We start from the raw sequence: 18617 nt of genomic DNA, 5'->3' as shown, positions 1-18617 counted from the left end.
TCGAAGGGGCTTCAAGGATGATACCGGTATTCATGGAGACAGCCCCTGCTTACTTGCACGGAGCAAGAACGATATGATACACTCGGCTCACCTTATTAAACGGATTTAATATGTTGGAGGGGGACAAGTGTTGAACGGATCTATCGCAGACCCGAAGGCGGTTAGAAGAACGATTCTGAGAAATTTGCGGTCCGCGCTGCTCGAGCTTGGAAGCGCTACAAAGGCGGAGCTCAGCGACAGGCTCGGGGTCAGCTTCCCGACGGTCAGCAAGTTTCTCGGGCAGATGGAGAAGGCGGGTGAGCTCCTCCCCGTGCAACTGGATGATTCAAGCGGCGGCAGAAGAGCAAACCGGTACAGTTACAATCCGGAGGTTATGCTTGGTCTGGCTCTGTTCCTGGAGCGAACGGAAACGAGTTATATCGTCTTTAATTGTGCCGGCGAGGTGAAGGATCAAGGTCATGCTGCGAGTGTGCTGACAGCGGATATTACAGACTTTGATGCCCTGATTGCAGCTTTGGTGAACAAACATCCCCAAATATCAGCCGTTTCCGTCGGCGTGCCTGCTGCGGTGAACAATGGACGGCTAATTTATATTCCGGAATATGAACAATTTCATGATCTGGATCTGAAAGCACACTGCGAGCAGCGCTTCCAGCTGCCTACCGTCATCGAGAACGATATGAACGCAGCCGTATACGGCTACTATATGGCGAGACATCAGCGAAGCAAGCTCCAGCCGTCGCTGGTGTATCTGTATTTCGGTCAGAACGGGCCGGGCTCGGGGATTATGCTGGACGGGAACATCATGCGCGGCAGCTCTTTTTTCTCCGGGGAAGTGTCATTTGTGCCTCTATACGATCAATATAACTTCGGGGAAGCGATGCGGGCGTCCCATCCTCACCCGCGCTCCCCGGACGGGGATCTGTCGGTGGATGCTGTTGCACGCCTGATTGCGGTTTTTGCGGCTGTGCTGAATCCGCACGGGGTCATTTTGTCCAGACATGAGGCGAATGAAGGGCTGCTGGCGCAATTGGAGGCTGCAAGCCAGGCCTATATTCCGCGTGAGCATCTTCCGGCATTCATACTTAGCGATTGGGAGCAGGATTACTTGTATGGCTTACAGGGATTGTCCCTTGATCTGATGCTGTCCAGGGAGGCAGGCGGGAATTAATCCGGTCCAGAACAGTGATGGATTAGGTATGACAAGAATGATGATCCGCTTGATGGAGAAGAAGGGAGGTTGCCACGTGCGACACGCAAACCAGGAACGAATCATTCGGGAGGCGGCACGTTTTGCCCGGGCTGTACATGAACAGGACAGCAGCGGTCATGACTGGTGGCATGTTATGCGCGTCACCCGTCTTTCACGATTGCTCTCGGTGATGGAGGGGGCAGATGCCTACCTATGCGAGCTGGCCTCGCTGCTGCATGATGTGGCCGATGAGAAGCTGAATGCTTCGAAGGAGGTAGGATTACACCGAGTCCAGCGCTGGCTTGAAGAAGCGGGAACAGCACCAGCGGACCGGGAGCATGTGCTGGACATTATCGGGACGATGTCGTTTGCCGGGGGTTCAGGGCAGGCGATGAAGACGCTGGAGGGCGCCATTGTGCAGGATGCGGACCGACTGGATGCGCTGGGCTTTATCGGGATTGCGAGAACCTTTGCATATTCGGGATGGAAAGGACAGGGGATATACGATCCGGCCATACCGGTAAGAGAAGGGATGACCCGTGATCAATATCGGCATGAGAAGAGTACAGCCATCAATCATTTCAGTGAGAAGCTCCTAAAGCTTAAAGATCGCATGAATACGGATACCGGACGCATGCTGGCTGCGGGCAGGCATCAGCTGATGGAGCTGTTTCTGAACGGGTTTGATAAGGAATGGGGCTTCGGCAATGAGCGCTACCTGCTGGAATCCCCGCTTCATCGCAGCGCGATAGCCCGGGTTCATGTAACGTTTGATGAATCGGCAGCCGGATCGCTGCGGCTGGCTCTGCGGAATCGGAACCGTCAGGGGGAGATGGTGATTGCCCTGCCGGATGATTTCATGGTGGGCCCGCTGCCGAGAGGGCGTGAGGGAACGGAACTCCGGGAGCGCCATCATTGGCTGCTGTCCCGCTTCGCCGTATCGGAGGAGGAACATGACGGGACGAGGTCAATGCTGATTGATTCGACAGCAGCCTGGCTAACCTGGCCCGATCAATGGAAGGATACCGAATGCGTCATCTGGGCCAGCGACTCCGCTTCCGAACAGCTGGGGTTGCGCCGTCTAATGACACTGCTTCCGGATGAGGCCGAGGTCTTCGTTGTGAATCCCGGGCGTATGTTGTCCGATCTGTACCCGCAGATCGATTACAGGCGGACCGGTGAGATCGTGCCGGATAAGCTTGAGCCGCTCCTAGAAGACGGACCTGTGAAGCTGACGCTGCAGGCGAAGTCGGACCTTCGTGCAGACTGGGAGCGCCTGCTGCTTGAAGATGGCTGCCTTCGCATTGTTCTGGACGGACAGCTGTGTACGGTCGAGGAGTCCCATTATGATGCCTTCATACTTGCGTGTGCGGATGCCATCGGAGCCAGGGACGGCAGGTTCCTTAAATCGGCACGGGTGATCGGGGAGGTGATCGGAAAGGCTGATCAATACATTTCTGATACGTTCATTGCCTACCGGGTACGGCAATTGATCCGGCAGGGGAAATTCCGGTATACCGGCCATCTGGACGCGATGCGCCATTACAGCATCTCGCTCTCCGATGCTGCGCTCGCCGCCATTCCAGATGATGAGCCGCGCATCCGGCATTGTGCCACGCTTCGAACAGCCGCCATCGAGCTGGCGGAGAGCAGGGATCACGAGCGGAGGCTGCTCCAGGAGCTGGAGCAGCTGGATCCTTCAAGCCTGTACCGTCTGCTGCCGGATGACTGCCATGCCGACATCGATGAGTTTGCCGAGCAGTTGAAGAAGATGCAGGACCTGGAGCGGATGTATGCCAGGCAGCAGGCGTCTTTGCAGGAAGCTGTGATGCGTCTGTCCGACCATCTGGGCCCGTCTAAATCCAGCTAGATATCGCAGGTGTCCCGGCAGCAAACGATCCATTCGGGGCACCTGTAATGAACGCAAGGCAGAGGCGTTGCCGCTCTTCACGCAGCCTAACGAACTTCCCCGAAATCCTTAATGACCACTTTAATCTTATTCTCCACTTCAACATGAGGAAATTCTTCGCGCCAATTCATCTTCTTCCAGTTGGCGTAACCGATCTTGTTGCGCACAGCCGATCCGAGGCCGAGGCTGTCCACTTTGTGCTGCTTGAGCAGCGCGATCATGCTGTCCGCTTTACGGGTAAGCTTGTCGGAGATGCGGCGCTCCAGCTTATTCCGATCCTGTTCATTGCTAATCTCCAGATCACCGAGAAATTCCAGAATGGAGCACATAATTTTGATCTCACAGCGGACTTTAATCTGCTGATTATGGTAACTCACCTTTAGCTTTCTTCCGCTGACAAGCGAGCTGAGCATGGCGTATTCCTTCTTGTCTCCGTTCTCCGAAAGATCTACATTGATCTCGCCTTCCTTAAAACTGCCTTTCAGAAACGCAAAAATCATCGTATCATCTGCAGGGATCTTGGCAACATAGCGATCGTCCTGGAACAGGGCGATGCCGTTGATCCTAATGCTGTTCCCCATATCTTTGATAATAGGGGTGATCGGGTCGATGCCATCGTCAAACAAGTCCCGCAGGAAGCTAAGGATGGTCACCCGGGGAATGGTCTGCCACGAGGATTCCTTCTCCAGCAGGTGGTCGATATATTTCCCGGTTCTCGGGTGCTGGTCATAGTCCTTCCTCAGAAGCTCCCCGGCATTGCCTTCTACGATACTGATCTTTAACTCTGGCGATATGGAAGGGTCTCGGATGAGTGTATCCATATAGCGGTAGATCCCTTTTTTTGCCATCGACAATCCGTACAGCGCGTTCCGTATCTGTCCGCTGACCAATATGAGCTGGGTTTCTCGGGACATTTTAATCCGGCCATTCTTGGTGTTCTCAGCAACCACCGTCAAGACTTCCCGCTTGGCAGAGGCTTCGGGGTCAGCCATCGGAATAGAGGCGGTGATGCTCAGCATGCCGTCTGGCAGCAGGTCATAGCTCGTGGTCTGAACCATGTCGAGATCCTCCAATATACGCGAGTCAGCCGCACAGCCAGATGCCGTCAAGCTGAAACACAGAATAACACACAGGATCGCCTTCTTCATCCGTGCTTCACCACCTTTCTTCGTTGGATAAGGAGCAGCAGAATAAGGATAACCGGGAACAGGAAAGCAATGACGATCTGGGCGCATCCGAGCAGATAGAGAACTCGAAGAACCTGATCGAGGGCGACAGGGACTGTCGAGACGATGAGGGAGCAGAGGATAATCACAAAATAATGCACACTGCTTTTCAGTTTCGGAAAAATTCTCAAGGTGCTCTCGCCTGCCGCCCAATAGTACATAACCAGCGTGATCAGCGTCGTGAACAGGAAGAACCCATAGAATAGATTCTCGACCCGTTCGATAAAGGGCAGCTTGATATACGCCAGGAGATCAAGTAAGGGAAACAGCATTTTCTTGAGCAAATTATGGCCCGCAATCCCATAAGAAACGATCCCGAGCATCAAATAGAAAAAGGTTCGAATCAGATGGCCGTACATGACAGCCTTCATCAGCTTTGTTTTTTTGTTCACGTACGGGAACAGAAGAAGGCTAAGCTCATAGCCGATATACGCGATATAAATGTTCAAAAAGCCGGTGAACATATCCCCGCCCTCTTTAAAGAGAAAGGTGGTCAGCCGCTCCAGTTTAATATCGTCCAGCGCTTTGAACACGAGCAGATTCATCCAGATTGTAGAGAAGAAGAAAACGGTTGAAGCTTTGGAAATGTTATAGACGCCTTTGATCACTAATAGAAAGGCAAGGATATCAATCGCGACCTTGAATACCATCGGACTGGTTGTAGGGAAAGCATACATTTGAAAAATAAGCACGTACTCCTTGGCTACGAGACAGCCGATCATCGACCACAGAGCCGCCAGACCCAAATAAATAGGGAACAGGATGAACTTCGGAATGCTCTTCTCCAATATTTCAAAGATGGATCTTCCATTCGACATTCGGTGCACGATGGCGATCAGCATCAGGTTCACGAGAACGACAAGCGAGGTAAACAGCGCCATAAGCCAGCCATTCGTTCCAAAATGCAGCGCCTCCAGATGAGTGATGCTGAAGACCACGACACCGGTCTGGATCATATAAGTCAGGATCATCACGTGAAAAAAGGAGAGTTTTTCCTTCAACTTGGTCACCTTTTCATTTTTTGTCTTGTCTTATTCTGTGCCCGGTTCTGCGTTGGCCGCCGGTTCAGCAGGCGGAATGGGAACCGGAAGAATACATCTCTCCAATCGTAGGGCTGAAACGGTGCCACCGGCGTCAAATAGGAGCTGCCAAGGCTAGTCAAGCCGCTTAGATGGATGACCATATAGGCGATACCGATCACAAGACCCAGGTTCCCCCAGAGACCGGCCAGAAAAATCAGACCAAAGCGAAACAGGCGAAAGGCAGCGCTCATAATGTAGCTTGGAATGACAAAGGAAGCGATCGCCGAGGAGGCGACGGATATGATCAGAACATTGCTGGTCAGCCCCGCCTGCACAGCGGCCTGACCGATGACAATACCGCCTACGATACCGATCGTCTGGCCGATCTTGGTCGGCAGTCGAGCGCCTGCTTCCCGGAGGAGCTCAATGGTTGTCTCCATCAGGAGCGCCTCGATAATAGGGGGGAAAGGTACCCTGCTTCTGGATGTGGTCAGCGTCAGGATAAGATTCTCCGGGATCATCTCGTAATGAAACGACGTAATCGACACATACAGCGCGGTAAATGTTACGGTAATGACGAGCGCCATAAACCGCAGGAACAGGGTAGCCGTCCCGATAGCCCAGCGTTGATAGTAATCGTCGGCCGAAGCAAAAAACTCAAAGAAAGATGATGGCGCGCTGAGCAGAGACGGACTTCCGTCAACCAAGCAGACGATTTTTCCCGATACGAGCTTGGAAGCGATGGTGTCCGGCCGCTCGGTAGTCATATACTGGGGAAACATCGAATAGGGATTGTCATCGATGCATTGCAGCAGCATGTTCGTATCATGGATCGCATCGATTTCCACATTTTTGATTCGTCTGATCAGCTCGGACAAATAATCTTCATTCGCGATATCTTCCATATACAGGACATAACAATCGGTCTTGCTTATCTCCCCGACGGATAAATGAATCACCTTCAGATGAGAGCTGCGCACTCGCTTGCGGATTAATGACAGATTGGTGAGCGCATTCTCGTTAAAAGCTTCATGGGGACCATTGATGATGGACTCGCTCTCGGATTCCTCCACGGATCGGGAGGCAGGGAGCGTAACATCTGCCAAATAAGCCACGTTGTTATAGAAGATGGCGGCGTTGCCGGATAGAATTCCTGTGACACAATCCTTCGCATTTTGCACCTGTTGGAATTGAGATTGTTCATTCAGTATGATATCGGCCGCCGGTGCAGCAAGCAGAGGAGGGAGCAGGTCCCGTTGAAGCTTGTCCTCATTGATCATATGACTGAAATATATGACATCCAGGCCTTCACGCGGGTATCGATGATGGATCAGATCGGCACTTCGCTTGAATTGATCCAGAATGTGCTGGAGATCGGCGGAGGCGTTCTGTTCCGGCTTATCCTCGTTATGGTTATGGTCCTGATCCTTGTTCGTCTCGTTTAACGGATTGAACAGCACTTTGCGCAGCATGGATGTTAAGATGCCCATCATGATCACCCCGGATGCTATATGATTGTCTAAGTATGCGGAGTTTCATATTTTTTTATCCCAAATGATGGGTGGGGCTCGTGAAGATGAAAAGCCGGGAAGAGGGGGAGATGGATAGCGGGAGGAACGTACGGAGATTGGTGTTTTGGATATTGCTAGTTTTATAGGTCGGTATACCTAAAATCTTCGCTTGGCTTGCGAATTATATCTGTTCAGAGCCGAGGAGATAGTGTACCATATTTGGTGAAAGATTCCTCTCAATGGAAATGGAAATCGAACGAAAGCATGCAATTCCCTAGCGGATAGATGAATTAGGAGTGGTGCTGTTGTCATTTAATATCATGAAGCTCCTATTTATTCCTGTTATTTCGGTATTTATTATGATCTCCTCTGTATATCTCGGATATAGCTCCAAAATTCCCGTCATGGTCCTCACGGCGATCCTTCTCTATGGCAGCATGGTTCTGGACCGGAAGTACAAATGGCTCCGTTATGGGCAGTTTCTGTTCCTGGGAGCGTTTCATTTATCCACCCAGCTGAACTGGTGTGTGCTGCTGTACTACATCCTGATTATTCATCTGATCCACCGAAAATCGAGCTTAAAGGAAACGCTGCCGATCAGCGTTCTGCTCGTGCTTCAATATTCGCTGATCCGGCAGGTGTACATGCCGCCAACCAGCTATAACCTGCTCGTAACGGTATTTGACTTTATTTCCTCACTCGTCGTTGTGTTCTCCTACCACTTCGTTCACCGGCTCGAGTATGAGAAGAGCAAGCTATGGAAAGAAAAGCAATTCCTCACCTTCCACGACGTCTTGACCGGACTGCTGAATTATGATGGGTATATGAACAAGGTTCAGGAACTGGTAGAGTACCGCACGCCATTTCAGCTGGTTCTGCTTGACATTAACAATTTCAAGTCATTGAATGGCAAAGATATATCCACCGCTAACGAAATTCTGATCAGCATGGCCAAAGCCATACAGCTCAGATTTGATGAGCATCTAATCGGCGCTTCAAGATATGCGGGTGATCGCTTTGCGATTCTATTAACCGAGCAGGCGGTGATCGATGACGAGAAGTTTAAGTTTGACGCGATCGGGGTCAAAGTATGTTACAGCATTACCTGTTATCCGCATGAAGCTTCAACGTTCCAGGGGCTGATTACGATGGCGGAGGACCGGATTTTTCAGATGCGTCGGAATGTGTGGCTAAGAGAGCAGGACGAGCTGTTCCGTACGGAAAAAATGAAGATGATCGGAGAGCTGGCGGCAGGCATGGCGCACGAGATTCGCAATCCGCTCACCTCCATCAAAGGCTTTATCCAGCTGTCCAAAATTCAAAATTACAACATCAAGCCCTGGTACGATGTCATTATGGGAGAGATTACCCGCGTTGGGGAACTGACGGCTGAATTCCTGCAGTTCTCGAAGCCGCATGCCAGCAACATGAAGCTGGAATCGTTGTCCGGATGCATGATTCGGGTATACTCCTTGTGCGAGTCCGAGGCAGCCTCCTATGGGCATACGTTCTCACTGGATTTGCCGGATCAGGAGATTAAAGCCAACATGGACCGGGACAAAATTATTCAGTTATTGATCAATTTGATTCGCAATGCGTTCCAGGCGATGGAGAAGACGGGGCATGTTTCGTTTTCTTTAACAGAAGAGAGCAGGGTGGCGGTCATTCAGGTAACGGATACGGGGAAGGGCATTCCCCCGTCTGATCTGCCCCAAATTTTCGAGCCTTTCTATACAACCAAAGAAGAGGGCACCGGTCTTGGGTTATCCGTATGCCAAAAAATTGTGGAGGATCATGGCGGGAGAATTATGGTTGATAGTGAAGTGGGGACGGGCACAACATTTACCGTCCGGATTCCGATTGTGACCGAGGTCGATTAAGAGGTCGATTAATTAGAGGCTTAACCGGCATAAGCACTAGGACAAGGCTATCCGGAATAGGCAGGCTGGAAGCCATCCCGATACTCAGGCTGGAAGCCATCCCGATACTCAGGCTGCCGGCTTGAGATTGCCGCCGGGGCTTTCCCTGCTAACTGATCGGAACCACTGGTACCCGAGGGCGATCATCATCATAATGTCCACGGCATCTCCGCCATAATACATCAGCATGCTGCCGGTCTCTGCCTGAGCTAGAGGCACACCTACAGGCGGGTGGGCATAAAGGTGCTTGGACAAAATGTTGTGTGCGGCCGCTGCGAGAATGAGCACAATGACCCGAAGCGGGAGCCGGTACCGGTGGGGAGCCGGCTCATTGGCAAGGATGGAGGCGGTGAACAGATACCCTGCCAGAAACACATGAATATGAATCAGAGTATATAGGAAGCGCGATTCGTGCATGGCCGCATATAAATCGGTCGTGTAGAGAACCCACAGGCCGCCGATATTCAGCAAAGCCGCCATGACGGGATGACTTATGATTTGCACATAACGGCTTTTTAACAGACGGGTTAGCCGCCGTGCGGAGCTTGTGCGGAGCGTGCGCAGGAGCAAGGTCACCGGGCGGGAGAAGGCGATGAACAGCGGCCCGATCATGCCGAGCAGCAGATGTACGGTCATATGAGCGGTAAACTGATGGTGAGCCTCCTTAGCCACTGGTCCGATGAGCGATGCGGCAAGGCTGGCCAAGCCCAGCGCCCAGCAGATAGAGCGGAGCACCGGCCAGCGCTTAAGATGCCGGCCGGTGGCCCGCGCAGCTGCAATATAGGCCACGAGCAGGGCTGCACCTATGACAAGCACGAGTGTGCCCGGGATGTGATAATCCAATGAGTGGGCATTATGTACATGATGCATAATTATAACCTCCGCGATAATGAGTGGGGCTGCACGGCTTTCTCGTCACGTTCTGGTGCGGCGGATGAGAAACAGCCCTGCTGTGAGAACGATCGCTGCAAGGATGTTCCAGGTAAGGTCGTAGGGCAAGACATCGACCTCATACCGGATCTGGTGCAGCCGCATCAGCTTGTGCTGAATGATGCCATCATACAGCTGGAAGCCTCCGGCACCGGCAAGGGCGCCACCGATCCAGCGCATGCTGTGCAGCGCTTGACGTCTGCGAAGATCGGCATACATGAACAGGGAGGCGATCGTTGCAAACCAGCTGAACGCATGGAACAGTCCGTCTGTGACGAGACCGACACTGGTCGTTGAACGGTCGTAGAAATGATGCCAATGTAGCAGCTGGTGAAAGACAAATTCGTCAATAAAGGCGACGAACCCGAGGCCAAACAATATGCCGGACCACAGGCTTCGCTTTGCATTTTTTTGCATGGGCATACTCCTTTGGATGATCTGCTTGGTTCATCGTTCAAGCGGGTGGATAGAATTCATTACCCCATTCTGTCCGGTCTGAATGGAAGTCAAACCGAAGCAGCAGGAAGGAAGACAAACCCGGCGTCGCTGTTGTGCCAGCCGTTGATAGAAGTCAGAGTAGGATATAAGGATCTGGAGGCTAGACAGGGAAGGGACGTAAAGCCGGTTAATACCGGTTAATACCGGTTAAAGCGGGCCACCCCTGCCTTTGGATAAAAGACGGCATAAGAGGGAATCTTGTGGGATGAACGTCATTACGAGGAGTTGGCATGGATGTACCATTTGTACACGCACAATGATCTGGACGGTGTCGGATGCGGCATTATAGCCAAATGCGCTTTCGGTGACCAGACCAATGTCCGCTATAATTCGGTCAACGGATTAAACCTGCAGGTAGAACGGTATCTGGACAGAATGTCCATTCCGGATCATCCGTATGACATGCTGTTCATTACGGATTTATCGGTGAATCCCGAGGTCGAGAAGCGACTGCATGTGTTTGTTGATGAGGGCGGTCATGTTCAGCTCATTGATCACCATAAAACGGCATTGCATTTTAACCAATATGAATGGGGGCTTGTTGAAGTCCATCACCGGGACGGCCGGCTCGCATCGGCAACTTCCCTGTTCTACGAATATTTGATTCAACACGGACATATTGCTTCAACGGAGACGATGGACCAGTTTGTAGAGCTGGTTCGGCTGTATGATACCTGGGAGTGGGAGGAAGTGAACCGGGTGGAGGCCAGGCGGCTCAATGATCTGTTCTATATGTTGTCCATTGACGAATTTGAGGTCAAGATGGTGGAGCGCCTGCGCCAGGGTCAGGGTTTCTATTTTGACGAATTTGAAGAGAAGATTCTGGAGATGGAAGAAGGGAAAATCGAGCGTTATATCCAGCGCAAGCAGCGGGAGATGATTCAGACGTACGTGGATGAATACTGCGTTGGCATTGTGTATGCCGAATCGTATCATTCCGAGCTTGCAAATGAGCTTGGCAATCTCCACCCGCATCTGGATTACATCTCAATTCTGAACATGGGCGGCCGTAAAATGAGTCTGCGAACGATTCATGATCATGTTGACGTCTCGGAGGTGGCCATGCGTTACGGAGGCGGTGGACATGCCAAGGCTGCAGGCTGTACCATAACGGAGGAAGTCTACCGCTTGTATGCGGCGGAGCCGTTTGAACTGGAGCCGATTCGGTTCGATGCCGTCCGGAACCAGTTCAATGTCAAGGGCGCAGAGTCCGGCGTGTTGTACGAAAGCTGGGGGGAGGACCTGCTGTTCGTCTACGCACAGGCAGGCGAATGGGTGATCGAATGGAACGGGGAGTCACTGCCGTTTCGTTTCTCTACGTTTCACGATGCCGAGCGGCATATGAAGCGCCAGTATGGAGCATGGCTCGCCCGGGACGACGTGTATGTGCAGATGCTGAAGGATCAGCTGATCAACACCCGAACGAGCAGGGAGCTGGAGCGGCTCTCGCTAACTTCGGATCGGGATGATGAGAAGACGCTTGAGGATGGTTAGCCGCGCCTGTTGCGCGAGCGTGCAGCCCGTGCGTGGAGCCCGTGTCGCCGCGGGCGCAGCAGGTGAGGTGCGTGCTTGGAGCGGGTAAGACCGTACCCCCGGCACTACTGGCACAACAAAAAAACGGACTGCGTGAGGCAAGCCTCGCGCGGTCCGTTTTCTTATTAACTTGGTTAGTGATTTGATCGGGCAGTGATCACGAGTACCAGCCCCATACGAAGATGAACAGGGTGCCGAAGATGGTCACCAGTCCGACAAACAGAGCGTAGGCAATGTTGATATACACGGATTTTTTATCTTCGCTCTCGCCTGCATGCATGAACAGCACGAGCTGTACGGAAGCCTGCAGGACGGCCGTTACTACCAGGATGGCCATTTTCGAAGCAAACGGCATATCGAGCAGAACGACCAGCGCTACCGCCGAAAGGACGAGGGAAGAAATGTAACCCGCAACATGCTTGATTGGAAACAGCTGTTTCAACATATTACATCAGTCCTTTCAGGTATACAAAGCTGAAGATAAAGATCCATACAACGTCCAGGAAGTGCCAGTACAGCGAGAATATAAACGATTTGTTCGCTGTCGAGTGATCCAGACCGTGCTTCTTGAGCTGGATCAGAATGACGCTTCCCCACAAGAGACCGAAGGCCACGTGAGCACCGTGTGTGCCGAGCAAGGTGAACAAGCTGGAAGCAAAGGCGCTGGTAGAGAGCGTCAATCCTTCATGCACGTAGGTGAAGAACTCATAAATCTCAATGCCCAGGAACGCGGCGCCGAGAAGCAGGGTAATGACGATGAACATCATGGTCTGCTTCTTCAGGCCGAGCCGCATCGCATGGATCGCAAGCCCGATGGTGAAGCTGCTTGTCAAGAGCAGGAAGGTCTCCAGCAGCACCGGTGTCAGTTCAAAAATTTCTGCTCCGCTAGGACCGCTGGCATAGCGGTTCACCAGTACGAAGTAGACGGTAAACAAGGTGGCAAAAAGCGCAATTTCAGCTCCAAGGAACAGCCAGAATCCAAAGATTCGGTTTCGATTCTCTTCCGTTCCGTATTCAAGCGGTTGAGTGGCATCTATTTTCATACCGTATCACCCCGCAGTTTCTGTTCGGTTTGAACAATTTCTTCAGCCGGAATGTAATAGCCATGATCACGTTCAAAGGACATGGTAGCCAGAATGATCAAGACGGCGATTCCGGCGATGATGGACGGTGTCCACCAGCTGAATACCAGGAAGAAGCCCAGGAAGAAGAAGGCGACACCGAGTACAAACGGTTTTCCGGTATTGCTTGGCATATGAATTTTCGTAATCTTCTCATCCGAGAGCGGTTCATTATTCTTCTTCGCAAACCAGAACGCATCGCGGCCTTTCACTTTAGGTGTAACTGCAAAATTGTATACCGGCACCGGACTTGGCGTTGACCATTCCAGCGCGCGTGCATCCCAAGGATCGCCCGTTTTGTCGCGTGGCTGGTAACGTGTACTCCAGTAGATGTTGTACACAAGAAGAATGAACCCGATCGCCAAACCGATCGCACCGATCATGGACAGCAGGTTCAGCGGACCGAACCCGGTTTCTTCCGAGTAGGTGTAAGTCCGGCGTGTCATCCCTTGCAGTCCCAGGAAGAACATCGGGAAGAAGGTGACGTTAAACGAAATGGCGATAAACCAGAATGCCATCTTGCCAAGACGTTCGTTCAGACGGAAGCCGAACACTTTCGGGAACCAGTAATGGAAGCCGGCAATAACGGCAAACACCGCACCTGGAATGAGCACATAGTGGAAGTGGGCAACCAGGAACATCGTGTTATGGTACTGGTAGTCCGCACTGGCCATGGCCAGCATGACACCGGTCACGCCGCCGATCGTAAAGATCGGGATGAAGGCCAGGGAATACAGCATAGGTGTCGTGAAACTGATTCGGCCCTTATGGAGCGTGAAGAGCCAGTTGAATATTTTGACCCCTGTCGGAACGGCAATCGCCATCGTTGTAATGGAGAAGAATCCGTTGACCATTGCGCCTTGACCCATTGTATAGAAATGGTGGGCCCACACAAGAAAGGACAGGGCGGAAATGACAACCATACTCATAACCATCGAGGTATAGCCGTACAGATTCTTTCTTGCAAACGTAGAGATAATCTCACTGAAAATACCGAATGCAGGAAGAATAACGATATATACCTCAGGGTGTCCCCATACCCAGAACAGGTTCGCCCAGAGCATATCCATGCCGCCATTGGCCATCGTAAAGAACTGAGAGCCGAACAGACGGTCAAACATCATGAGCAGCAGCGCGATCGTAAGCACCGGGAAAGCGAAGATGATAATGAGACAGGTGATTAGCACCGACCAGGTGAACATCGGCATGCGCATCAGTGTCATTCCCGGAGCGCGCATTTTCAGAATCGTAACGATAAAGTTGACGCCGGTTAACAGCGTACCGATCCCTGATATTTGCAGGGACAAGGAATAATAGTTGTTGCCAACCGTCGGACTGAATTCAATGCTGGCTAGCGGGAAATAAGCGGACCAGCCTGCGTCCGGCGAGCCTCCAATAATGAAGGAGATGTTGAACAGCATCGCGCCGGCAAAGAAAAGCCAGAAGCTGATGGCGTTCAGCTTAGGGAAGGCAACGTCACGCGCGCCGATCTGCAGCGGAACGATCACGTTCATCAAGCCGAAAATGAAAGGCATCGCCATGAACAGAATCATAATGACGCCATGCGTCGTGAAAATCTCGTTATAGTGCTGTGCGTCCAGAAACTTCATTTCTGGCGCTGCGGTTTGAGCACGCATCAGAAGGGCGTCAACGCCGCCCCGGAACAGCATGAGAAGGGCGCAGATGATGTACATGACACCGATTTTCTTATGGTCTACGGTTGTCAGCCATTCCCGCCACAGGTATCCCCATTTCTTGTAATAGGTTAAACCGAATAGGATCGCCAGCGAGACGAGAACGATGCTCACCATGGCCCCGTATATTAGCGGATCTCCGGTAACGAAAAATTCGTCCCATTTCATAAGGGTCTTGCTCCTTTCTGGATGTATGAAGTGAACCGGGCTTGCCTCGGCAAGCCGGATTTAGTGCCCGTCATGACTACCTTGCTCGTCATGGTTGTCGTGTTCATCCTGTCCATGATGCCCGTCATGCTCAGTATCCGGGCTTTCGTCGGAAGAATGGTCGCCGCCGCTGCCATGATGATGGCCTTCTTCTGGCGGAGGGCTAAACTCAAGATGAGTCGATGAAAATGTCATTCTGCCGACATGGGCGGTGTTCAGCAGTTTGTTGAACTCGTCCTCGGTCAGCTCCGGTGCGGTCGCTTTTACGTCATCGACCCATTTCTCATATTCAGGAGCCGACATGGCCAGCGCCTCAAACTCCATATGGGCAAAGCCTTCACCGTTAAAGTTAGCGTTCCGGCCCATCATGGAGCCCGGCTCTTCCGCAACCATGTTCAGCTTGGTGATCATATCGCTCATCGCATACTTCTGACCATGAAGCTGTGGAATCCAGAAGCTGGTGATCGTACCGAAGGAATACAGTCTGAACTCAATCGGGCGATGTGTAGGAATGTTGACATAGTTCACAGTTTCAATGCCTTCCTCAGGATAGCTGAAATGCCATTTCCAGTTGGAGGAAGAGGCATAGATAACCAGCGGTTTCTGGCTCTCGTAGCCTTCTGGCACATTCTCTACAGCAACGGTTGTTTTAACAGTAACAACAGATAGAATGGCAACGATAATAATCGGAATCGCAGTCCAGGTAATTTCCAGCCAGATATTTCCCTCCTCGTGAGGGGGCTCATATCCTTCGTTAGATTTTCTGGCCCGGTATTTCGTCAGCATATAAATGTAGAGCACGTAAACGACGACCAAGACCCCGATCATCATCAGAATCGAAAATATGATCGTATCCGATAGTGTTCTGGCAGCGGGTCCTTTCGGATCCAGAACCGTAAGCGAGCTGCATCCCGATAAGAGCAAAACAACGCTCAAAAACAATGCAAGTAACGGTCCTCTTTTCTTCATGATGTACCCCTTTCCTTGAAACGGCTTCATTCGATTCAATAGTTTGATTACCCTTATACTAGGAAGTAATAAATTTCTTTGCAAAACATATAAAATAGAAAAAATAACAATAAAATCCATATTCGTGGCGATGTGTTTAAGATTATGTGTTCAAATTGTTACAAAACAGCGGGGATATGAAAGAAATCATTGTTATGGCGCGGTTTTCCGACTGTTCATTGTTTGTTCAAAATTTCACGAGAGTTCCCAGGATCGTCACAATTTCAGACTCGTTTTCGCACCGGAAACGGGGGTGAATGGTGGGGGAGAAGCGGGAGAAAGCCCTTGCCAGCAAGCGATTCAGCGCGATATGAGATTTTTTTCACATAAAAAATGGAAGGTCGTTCACTTAAAGTGAGGCTCCATCGCTCCCCGATGCCGGGACGGGGTTCACGCGGGATTCCCGGCAAGGGCATCGGGATGAATCCGATGGATGGCTTTAAGTTGAGTTGGCCTGATTAATATTTCTGGATCAGATCAGCCAGGCGTTGCAGCCCGAACTCCAGCTGCTCCAGAGAGGCATAGGCATAGGACAGCCGAAGATGCTGACGATCCTGGCGGTCGTACACTTGACCGGGGTTGAGAAGAAGTCCTTCTTTCAGAGCCTGTTCGAATAGGTGGCGGATGGGCATCTTCTTCATAAGGTGAAGCCAAATGTAAAACCCGCCTTGCGGCACAGTCCAGGAGGCGAGCCCTTGAAAATGCTGTTCCAACAGGTTAAGAACGAGGTCCCGGCGCTGCTTCAAGGCAGCCCGAATCTCAATCAGATGCTGTTCATATTGCCCGGTAGCCAGCCAGCGGGCAACGGCAAACTGGGACAGGGAGCTGGATCCGTAATCGGTCTGCATCTTGATATCTGCCAGCCGGTTGATGACCGGCTCAGGTCCGGCAATCCAGCCGATGCGAAGCCCCGGTCCAAGCGTCTTGGACATGCTGCCGATGTGAAGAACCATCCCTTGGCGGTCCAGTGCCTTCAAAGGCGGGGGAGGCGCTTCATTAAACCACAAATCCCGGTACACATCGTCCTCGATAATCGGAAGACGTTCCTGCGTGCATACTTGCAGCAGCGCCTTGCGCCGTTCTGCCGTCATCAGAATACCCGTCGGATTATGAAATGACGGAATGGTATACAGCAGTGCGGCGTTATGCTGGCGCTTGAGCCGGGCGAGGGTATCTGTGCGGATGCCGTGATCGTCCATCGGAACCCCTTGAAGGCTCATGCCAGCCGATTGAAAGACATGGACCGAGTTCAAATAGGATGGGGTTTCCAACAGAACGGTGGAGCCACGGTGAAGCAATCCGAGCGAAATGAGCTGCAGCGCCTGAAGCCCGCCAGATACAATCATAATGCCGGCCGGAGACGTCTCGATCCCTCTGGCGTGAAGATGCTCGCTTAGCACCTCCCGCAGGTGGAGGCTGCCTTTCGGCTCCGAGTAGCCAAGCGTGAACGGCTCGTCTGCCTCGGCTTCGCTAAATATCTCCTTCATTTTCTGCGCGGGCAGCAACTCGGGGGAGAGCTCTCCTGTTCCGAGGCGGATCATACGGTCATTCGTCTCGGCGTCGTTAATCTGCTGAATGATTTGAATATTCGGCTGATAGGAGCCGGACTGTACGTAGTGGTTCCAATCGGGCGGCGGCTCGGCTGCTAGCGCATTCCAGGTATTATTCACAACGACGGTACCTTTACCGACCCGGGCCTCTAGCAATCCGTCCGCAATCAGCTCGTCGAGGGCATAGATAACCGTGCTCCGGTTGACAGCAAATTGGGCGGCGAGCTGCCGCTGGGAGGGGATGCGGGTCCCGATCGGCCATTCCCCGCTCATGATTTTGTCTTTCATATCTTCATAGATTTGTTGATAGAGAGGAATTCGGGAGGATGAGTCCCATTCGGATGGTGAGCGCATAGTCAGTCCCCTTCCTGCTTCGTATGGGTCCATTATATCGAATTGGTTGGGATGGATGTCAACCAATTGGTTGGAGACTTGGTGAAGTGGATTCATTACAATGAAGCCAAATGATGCAGGAGGAATTGAGGATGCTACAAGCAATGATTCATGGGCTGATTCTGGCTTTCGGACTTATCCTACCCCTCGGGGTACAAAATGTGTTTGTGTTTAACCAGGGGGCTGTGCAGCCCAATTTCAGCAAGGCGCTGCCGGTAATTCTGACAGCTGCGCTGTGTGATACCCTGTTGATTACGCTGGCGATTATGGGCGTATCCGTTGTCGTGCTGGAACTGGAAGGGCTGCGGGTGATGCTGTTTTTGTTCGGCATCTTATTTCTGATCTATATGGGAGTAACAACGTGGCGCAGCAAGCCGTCGTCCCTCGGAGAGGAGAAGCGCGAATCCCTCTCCCCAGGCAAGCAGGTGGCGTTCGCGATGTCGGTATCTCTGCTTAATCCGCATGCGATACTTGACACCATCGGTGTTATCGGGACAAGCTCACTGACCTATTCAGGAGCGGACAAGACCGCTTTTGCATTGGCGTGCATTACGATTTCCTGGTTGTGGTTCATCGGGCTCGGGCTGGCCGGAAGAGCTGCCGGAAGACTGGATCGTTCGGGAAAAGTGCTATCTCTGCTGAACCGTGTCTCGGCCATCGTGATGTGGGGGACGGCAGGATACCTTGCATACAGTATGTGGATGGCGTAGGGGAGCGAGGGGCCAGCATCACTATCCTATCGGTGAAGAGAGTGAGCCTAGTGCGATGAGATGATCCCGATGGTTCAGGGTGAGTCTTGCACGGTTATCCCGTTAGCTCAGGGAGGGAGCGTTGCAAGATTATACCTTTGACTCAGGAAGTGCGTGTATCGCGATGATCCCGATGGTTCAGGGTGAGTCTTGCA

The 18617-nt window shown here is 52.0% G+C and carries 15 protein-coding genes; 5 read left to right on the top strand and 10 right to left on the bottom strand.

Annotated elements, in window-relative coordinates; all coding sequences use genetic code 11:
* Positions 1 to 130 precede the first annotated feature (130 nt).
* Together CHH75_RS01780 and CHH75_RS01775 are read left to right on the top strand one after the other, a co-directional pair.
* Complete coding sequence (locus CHH75_RS01780) at positions 131 to 1171, top strand: ROK family transcriptional regulator (protein WP_095397308.1); 1041 nt, start codon at positions 131 to 133, stop codon at positions 1169 to 1171.
* A gap of 76 nt (positions 1172 to 1247) precedes the next feature.
* Positions 1248 to 3062, top strand: coding sequence for a DUF3658 domain-containing protein (locus CHH75_RS01775; RefSeq protein ID WP_255222941.1), 1815 nt, complete (start codon positions 1248 to 1250; stop codon positions 3060 to 3062).
* An 86-nt stretch (positions 3063 to 3148) separates the two neighbouring features.
* On the opposite strand, the gene CHH75_RS01770 is transcribed toward CHH75_RS01775, so the two are convergent.
* Genes CHH75_RS01770 through CHH75_RS01760 form a run of 3 tightly spaced genes read right to left on the bottom strand, consistent with a single transcriptional unit; the run spans position 3149 to position 6842 of the window.
* Complete coding sequence (locus CHH75_RS01770; protein WP_095397307.1) at positions 3149 to 4249, bottom strand: Ger(x)C family spore germination protein; 1101 nt, start codon at positions 4247 to 4249, stop codon at positions 3149 to 3151.
* Positions 4246 to 5337 (bottom strand): GerAB/ArcD/ProY family transporter, encoded by a 1092-nt coding sequence (locus CHH75_RS01765; RefSeq protein ID WP_255222940.1) that lies wholly within the window; start codon positions 5335 to 5337, stop codon positions 4246 to 4248. Before CHH75_RS01765 ends, CHH75_RS01770 begins: the two co-directional genes overlap by 4 nt.
* Positions 5334 to 6842 carry a spore germination protein gene (locus CHH75_RS01760; RefSeq protein ID WP_230875772.1) on the bottom strand — a complete coding sequence of 503 codons (1509 nt, stop codon included), beginning with the start codon at positions 6840 to 6842 and terminating at the stop codon, positions 5334 to 5336. Before CHH75_RS01760 ends, CHH75_RS01765 begins: the two co-directional genes overlap by 4 nt.
* Before the next feature lie 323 nt (positions 6843 to 7165).
* Here CHH75_RS01760 and CHH75_RS01755 point away from each other — a divergent pair, with 323 nt between their 5' ends.
* Positions 7166 to 8740: an ATP-binding protein gene (locus tag CHH75_RS01755; RefSeq protein WP_095397304.1), complete on the top strand. Its 1575-nt coding sequence runs from the start codon at positions 7166 to 7168 to the stop codon at positions 8738 to 8740.
* Positions 8741 to 8848: 108 nt separating this feature from the next.
* Here the strand turns inward: CHH75_RS01755 and CHH75_RS01750 are convergent, their stop codons facing one another.
* Positions 8849 to 9649 (bottom strand): cytochrome c oxidase assembly protein, encoded by an 801-nt coding sequence (locus CHH75_RS01750; protein WP_141235799.1) that lies wholly within the window; start codon positions 9647 to 9649, stop codon positions 8849 to 8851.
* Between the two features lie 45 nt (positions 9650 to 9694).
* Positions 9695 to 10126 (bottom strand): DUF2243 domain-containing protein, encoded by a 432-nt coding sequence (locus CHH75_RS01745; protein ID WP_413773628.1) that lies wholly within the window; start codon positions 10124 to 10126, stop codon positions 9695 to 9697.
* A 315-nt stretch (positions 10127 to 10441) separates the two neighbouring features.
* On the opposite strand from CHH75_RS01745, the gene CHH75_RS01740 reads away from it, so the two are divergent.
* A complete protein-coding gene (locus CHH75_RS01740) occupies positions 10442 to 11701 on the top strand; it encodes a DHH family phosphoesterase (protein ID WP_095265309.1) in 1260 nt (419 codons plus the stop codon).
* A gap of 196 nt (positions 11702 to 11897) precedes the next feature.
* On the opposite strand, the gene qoxD is transcribed toward CHH75_RS01740, so the two are convergent.
* The 5 genes from qoxD to pdxR form a co-directional block, all read right to left on the bottom strand.
* Positions 11898 to 12185: a cytochrome aa3 quinol oxidase subunit IV gene (gene qoxD, locus CHH75_RS01735; RefSeq protein WP_095265308.1), complete on the bottom strand. Its 288-nt coding sequence runs from the start codon at positions 12183 to 12185 to the stop codon at positions 11898 to 11900.
* A gap of 1 nt (position 12186) precedes the next feature.
* The gene (qoxC, locus tag CHH75_RS01730) at positions 12187 to 12783 is read right to left on the bottom strand and encodes a cytochrome aa3 quinol oxidase subunit III (RefSeq protein WP_095265307.1); all 597 of its coding nucleotides are present in this window, start codon (positions 12781 to 12783) and stop codon (positions 12187 to 12189) included.
* On the bottom strand, positions 12780 to 14723 hold the full coding sequence (gene qoxB, locus CHH75_RS01725) for a cytochrome aa3 quinol oxidase subunit I (protein ID WP_095265306.1): 1944 nt from the start codon (positions 14721 to 14723) through the stop codon (positions 12780 to 12782). The genes qoxC and qoxB overlap by 4 nt, the downstream gene beginning before the upstream one ends.
* A gap of 60 nt (positions 14724 to 14783) precedes the next feature.
* Complete coding sequence (gene qoxA, locus CHH75_RS01720) at positions 14784 to 15731, bottom strand: cytochrome aa3 quinol oxidase subunit II (RefSeq protein WP_095397303.1); 948 nt, start codon at positions 15729 to 15731, stop codon at positions 14784 to 14786.
* Positions 15732 to 16228: 497 nt separating this feature from the next.
* On the bottom strand, positions 16229 to 17674 hold the full coding sequence (pdxR, locus tag CHH75_RS01715) for a MocR-like pyridoxine biosynthesis transcription factor PdxR (protein WP_095397302.1): 1446 nt from the start codon (positions 17672 to 17674) through the stop codon (positions 16229 to 16231).
* Positions 17675 to 17805: 131 nt separating this feature from the next.
* Here pdxR and CHH75_RS01710 point away from each other — a divergent pair, with 131 nt between their 5' ends.
* Positions 17806 to 18423 carry a LysE/ArgO family amino acid transporter gene (locus CHH75_RS01710; protein WP_095397301.1) on the top strand — a complete coding sequence of 206 codons (618 nt, stop codon included), beginning with the start codon at positions 17806 to 17808 and terminating at the stop codon, positions 18421 to 18423.
* The last annotated feature ends 194 nt before the right edge of the window (positions 18424 to 18617 follow it).

Source organism: Paenibacillus sp. 7541, assembly GCF_002276395.1.
GTDB lineage: Bacteria > Bacillota > Bacilli > Paenibacillales > Paenibacillaceae > Paenibacillus_AQ > Paenibacillus_AQ campinasensis.
Note: the sequence above shows the minus strand (reverse complement) of the source record. Positions and strands in the feature narration are given on the sequence as shown.

Coding starts and splice junctions, on each gene's coding strand:
- CHH75_RS01770 (WP_095397307.1), bottom strand. CDS start 4,249: ATGAAGAAGGCGATCCTGTGTGTTATTCTGTGTTTCAGCTTGACGGCA.
- CHH75_RS01760 (WP_230875772.1), bottom strand. CDS start 6,842: ATGATGGGCATCTTAACATCCATGCTGCGCAAAGTGCTGTTCAATCCG.
- CHH75_RS01750 (WP_141235799.1), bottom strand. CDS start 9,649: ATGCATCATGTACATAATGCCCACTCATTGGATTATCACATCCCGGGC.
- CHH75_RS01745 (WP_413773628.1), bottom strand. CDS start 10,126: ATGCAAAAAAATGCAAAGCGAAGCCTGTGGTCCGGCATATTGTTTGGC.
- CHH75_RS01740 (WP_095265309.1), top strand. CDS start 10,442: ATGTACCATTTGTACACGCACAATGATCTGGACGGTGTCGGATGCGGC.
- qoxD (WP_095265308.1), bottom strand. CDS start 12,185: ATGTTGAAACAGCTGTTTCCAATCAAGCATGTTGCGGGTTACATTTCT.
- qoxC (WP_095265307.1), bottom strand. CDS start 12,783: ATGAAAATAGATGCCACTCAACCGCTTGAATACGGAACGGAAGAGAAT.
- qoxB (WP_095265306.1), bottom strand. CDS start 14,723: ATGAAATGGGACGAATTTTTCGTTACCGGAGATCCGCTAATATACGGG.
- qoxA (WP_095397303.1), bottom strand. CDS start 15,731: ATGAAGAAAAGAGGACCGTTACTTGCATTGTTTTTGAGCGTTGTTTTG.
- pdxR (WP_095397302.1), bottom strand. CDS start 17,674: ATGCGCTCACCATCCGAATGGGACTCATCCTCCCGAATTCCTCTCTAT.
- CHH75_RS01710 (WP_095397301.1), top strand. CDS start 17,806: ATGCTACAAGCAATGATTCATGGGCTGATTCTGGCTTTCGGACTTATC.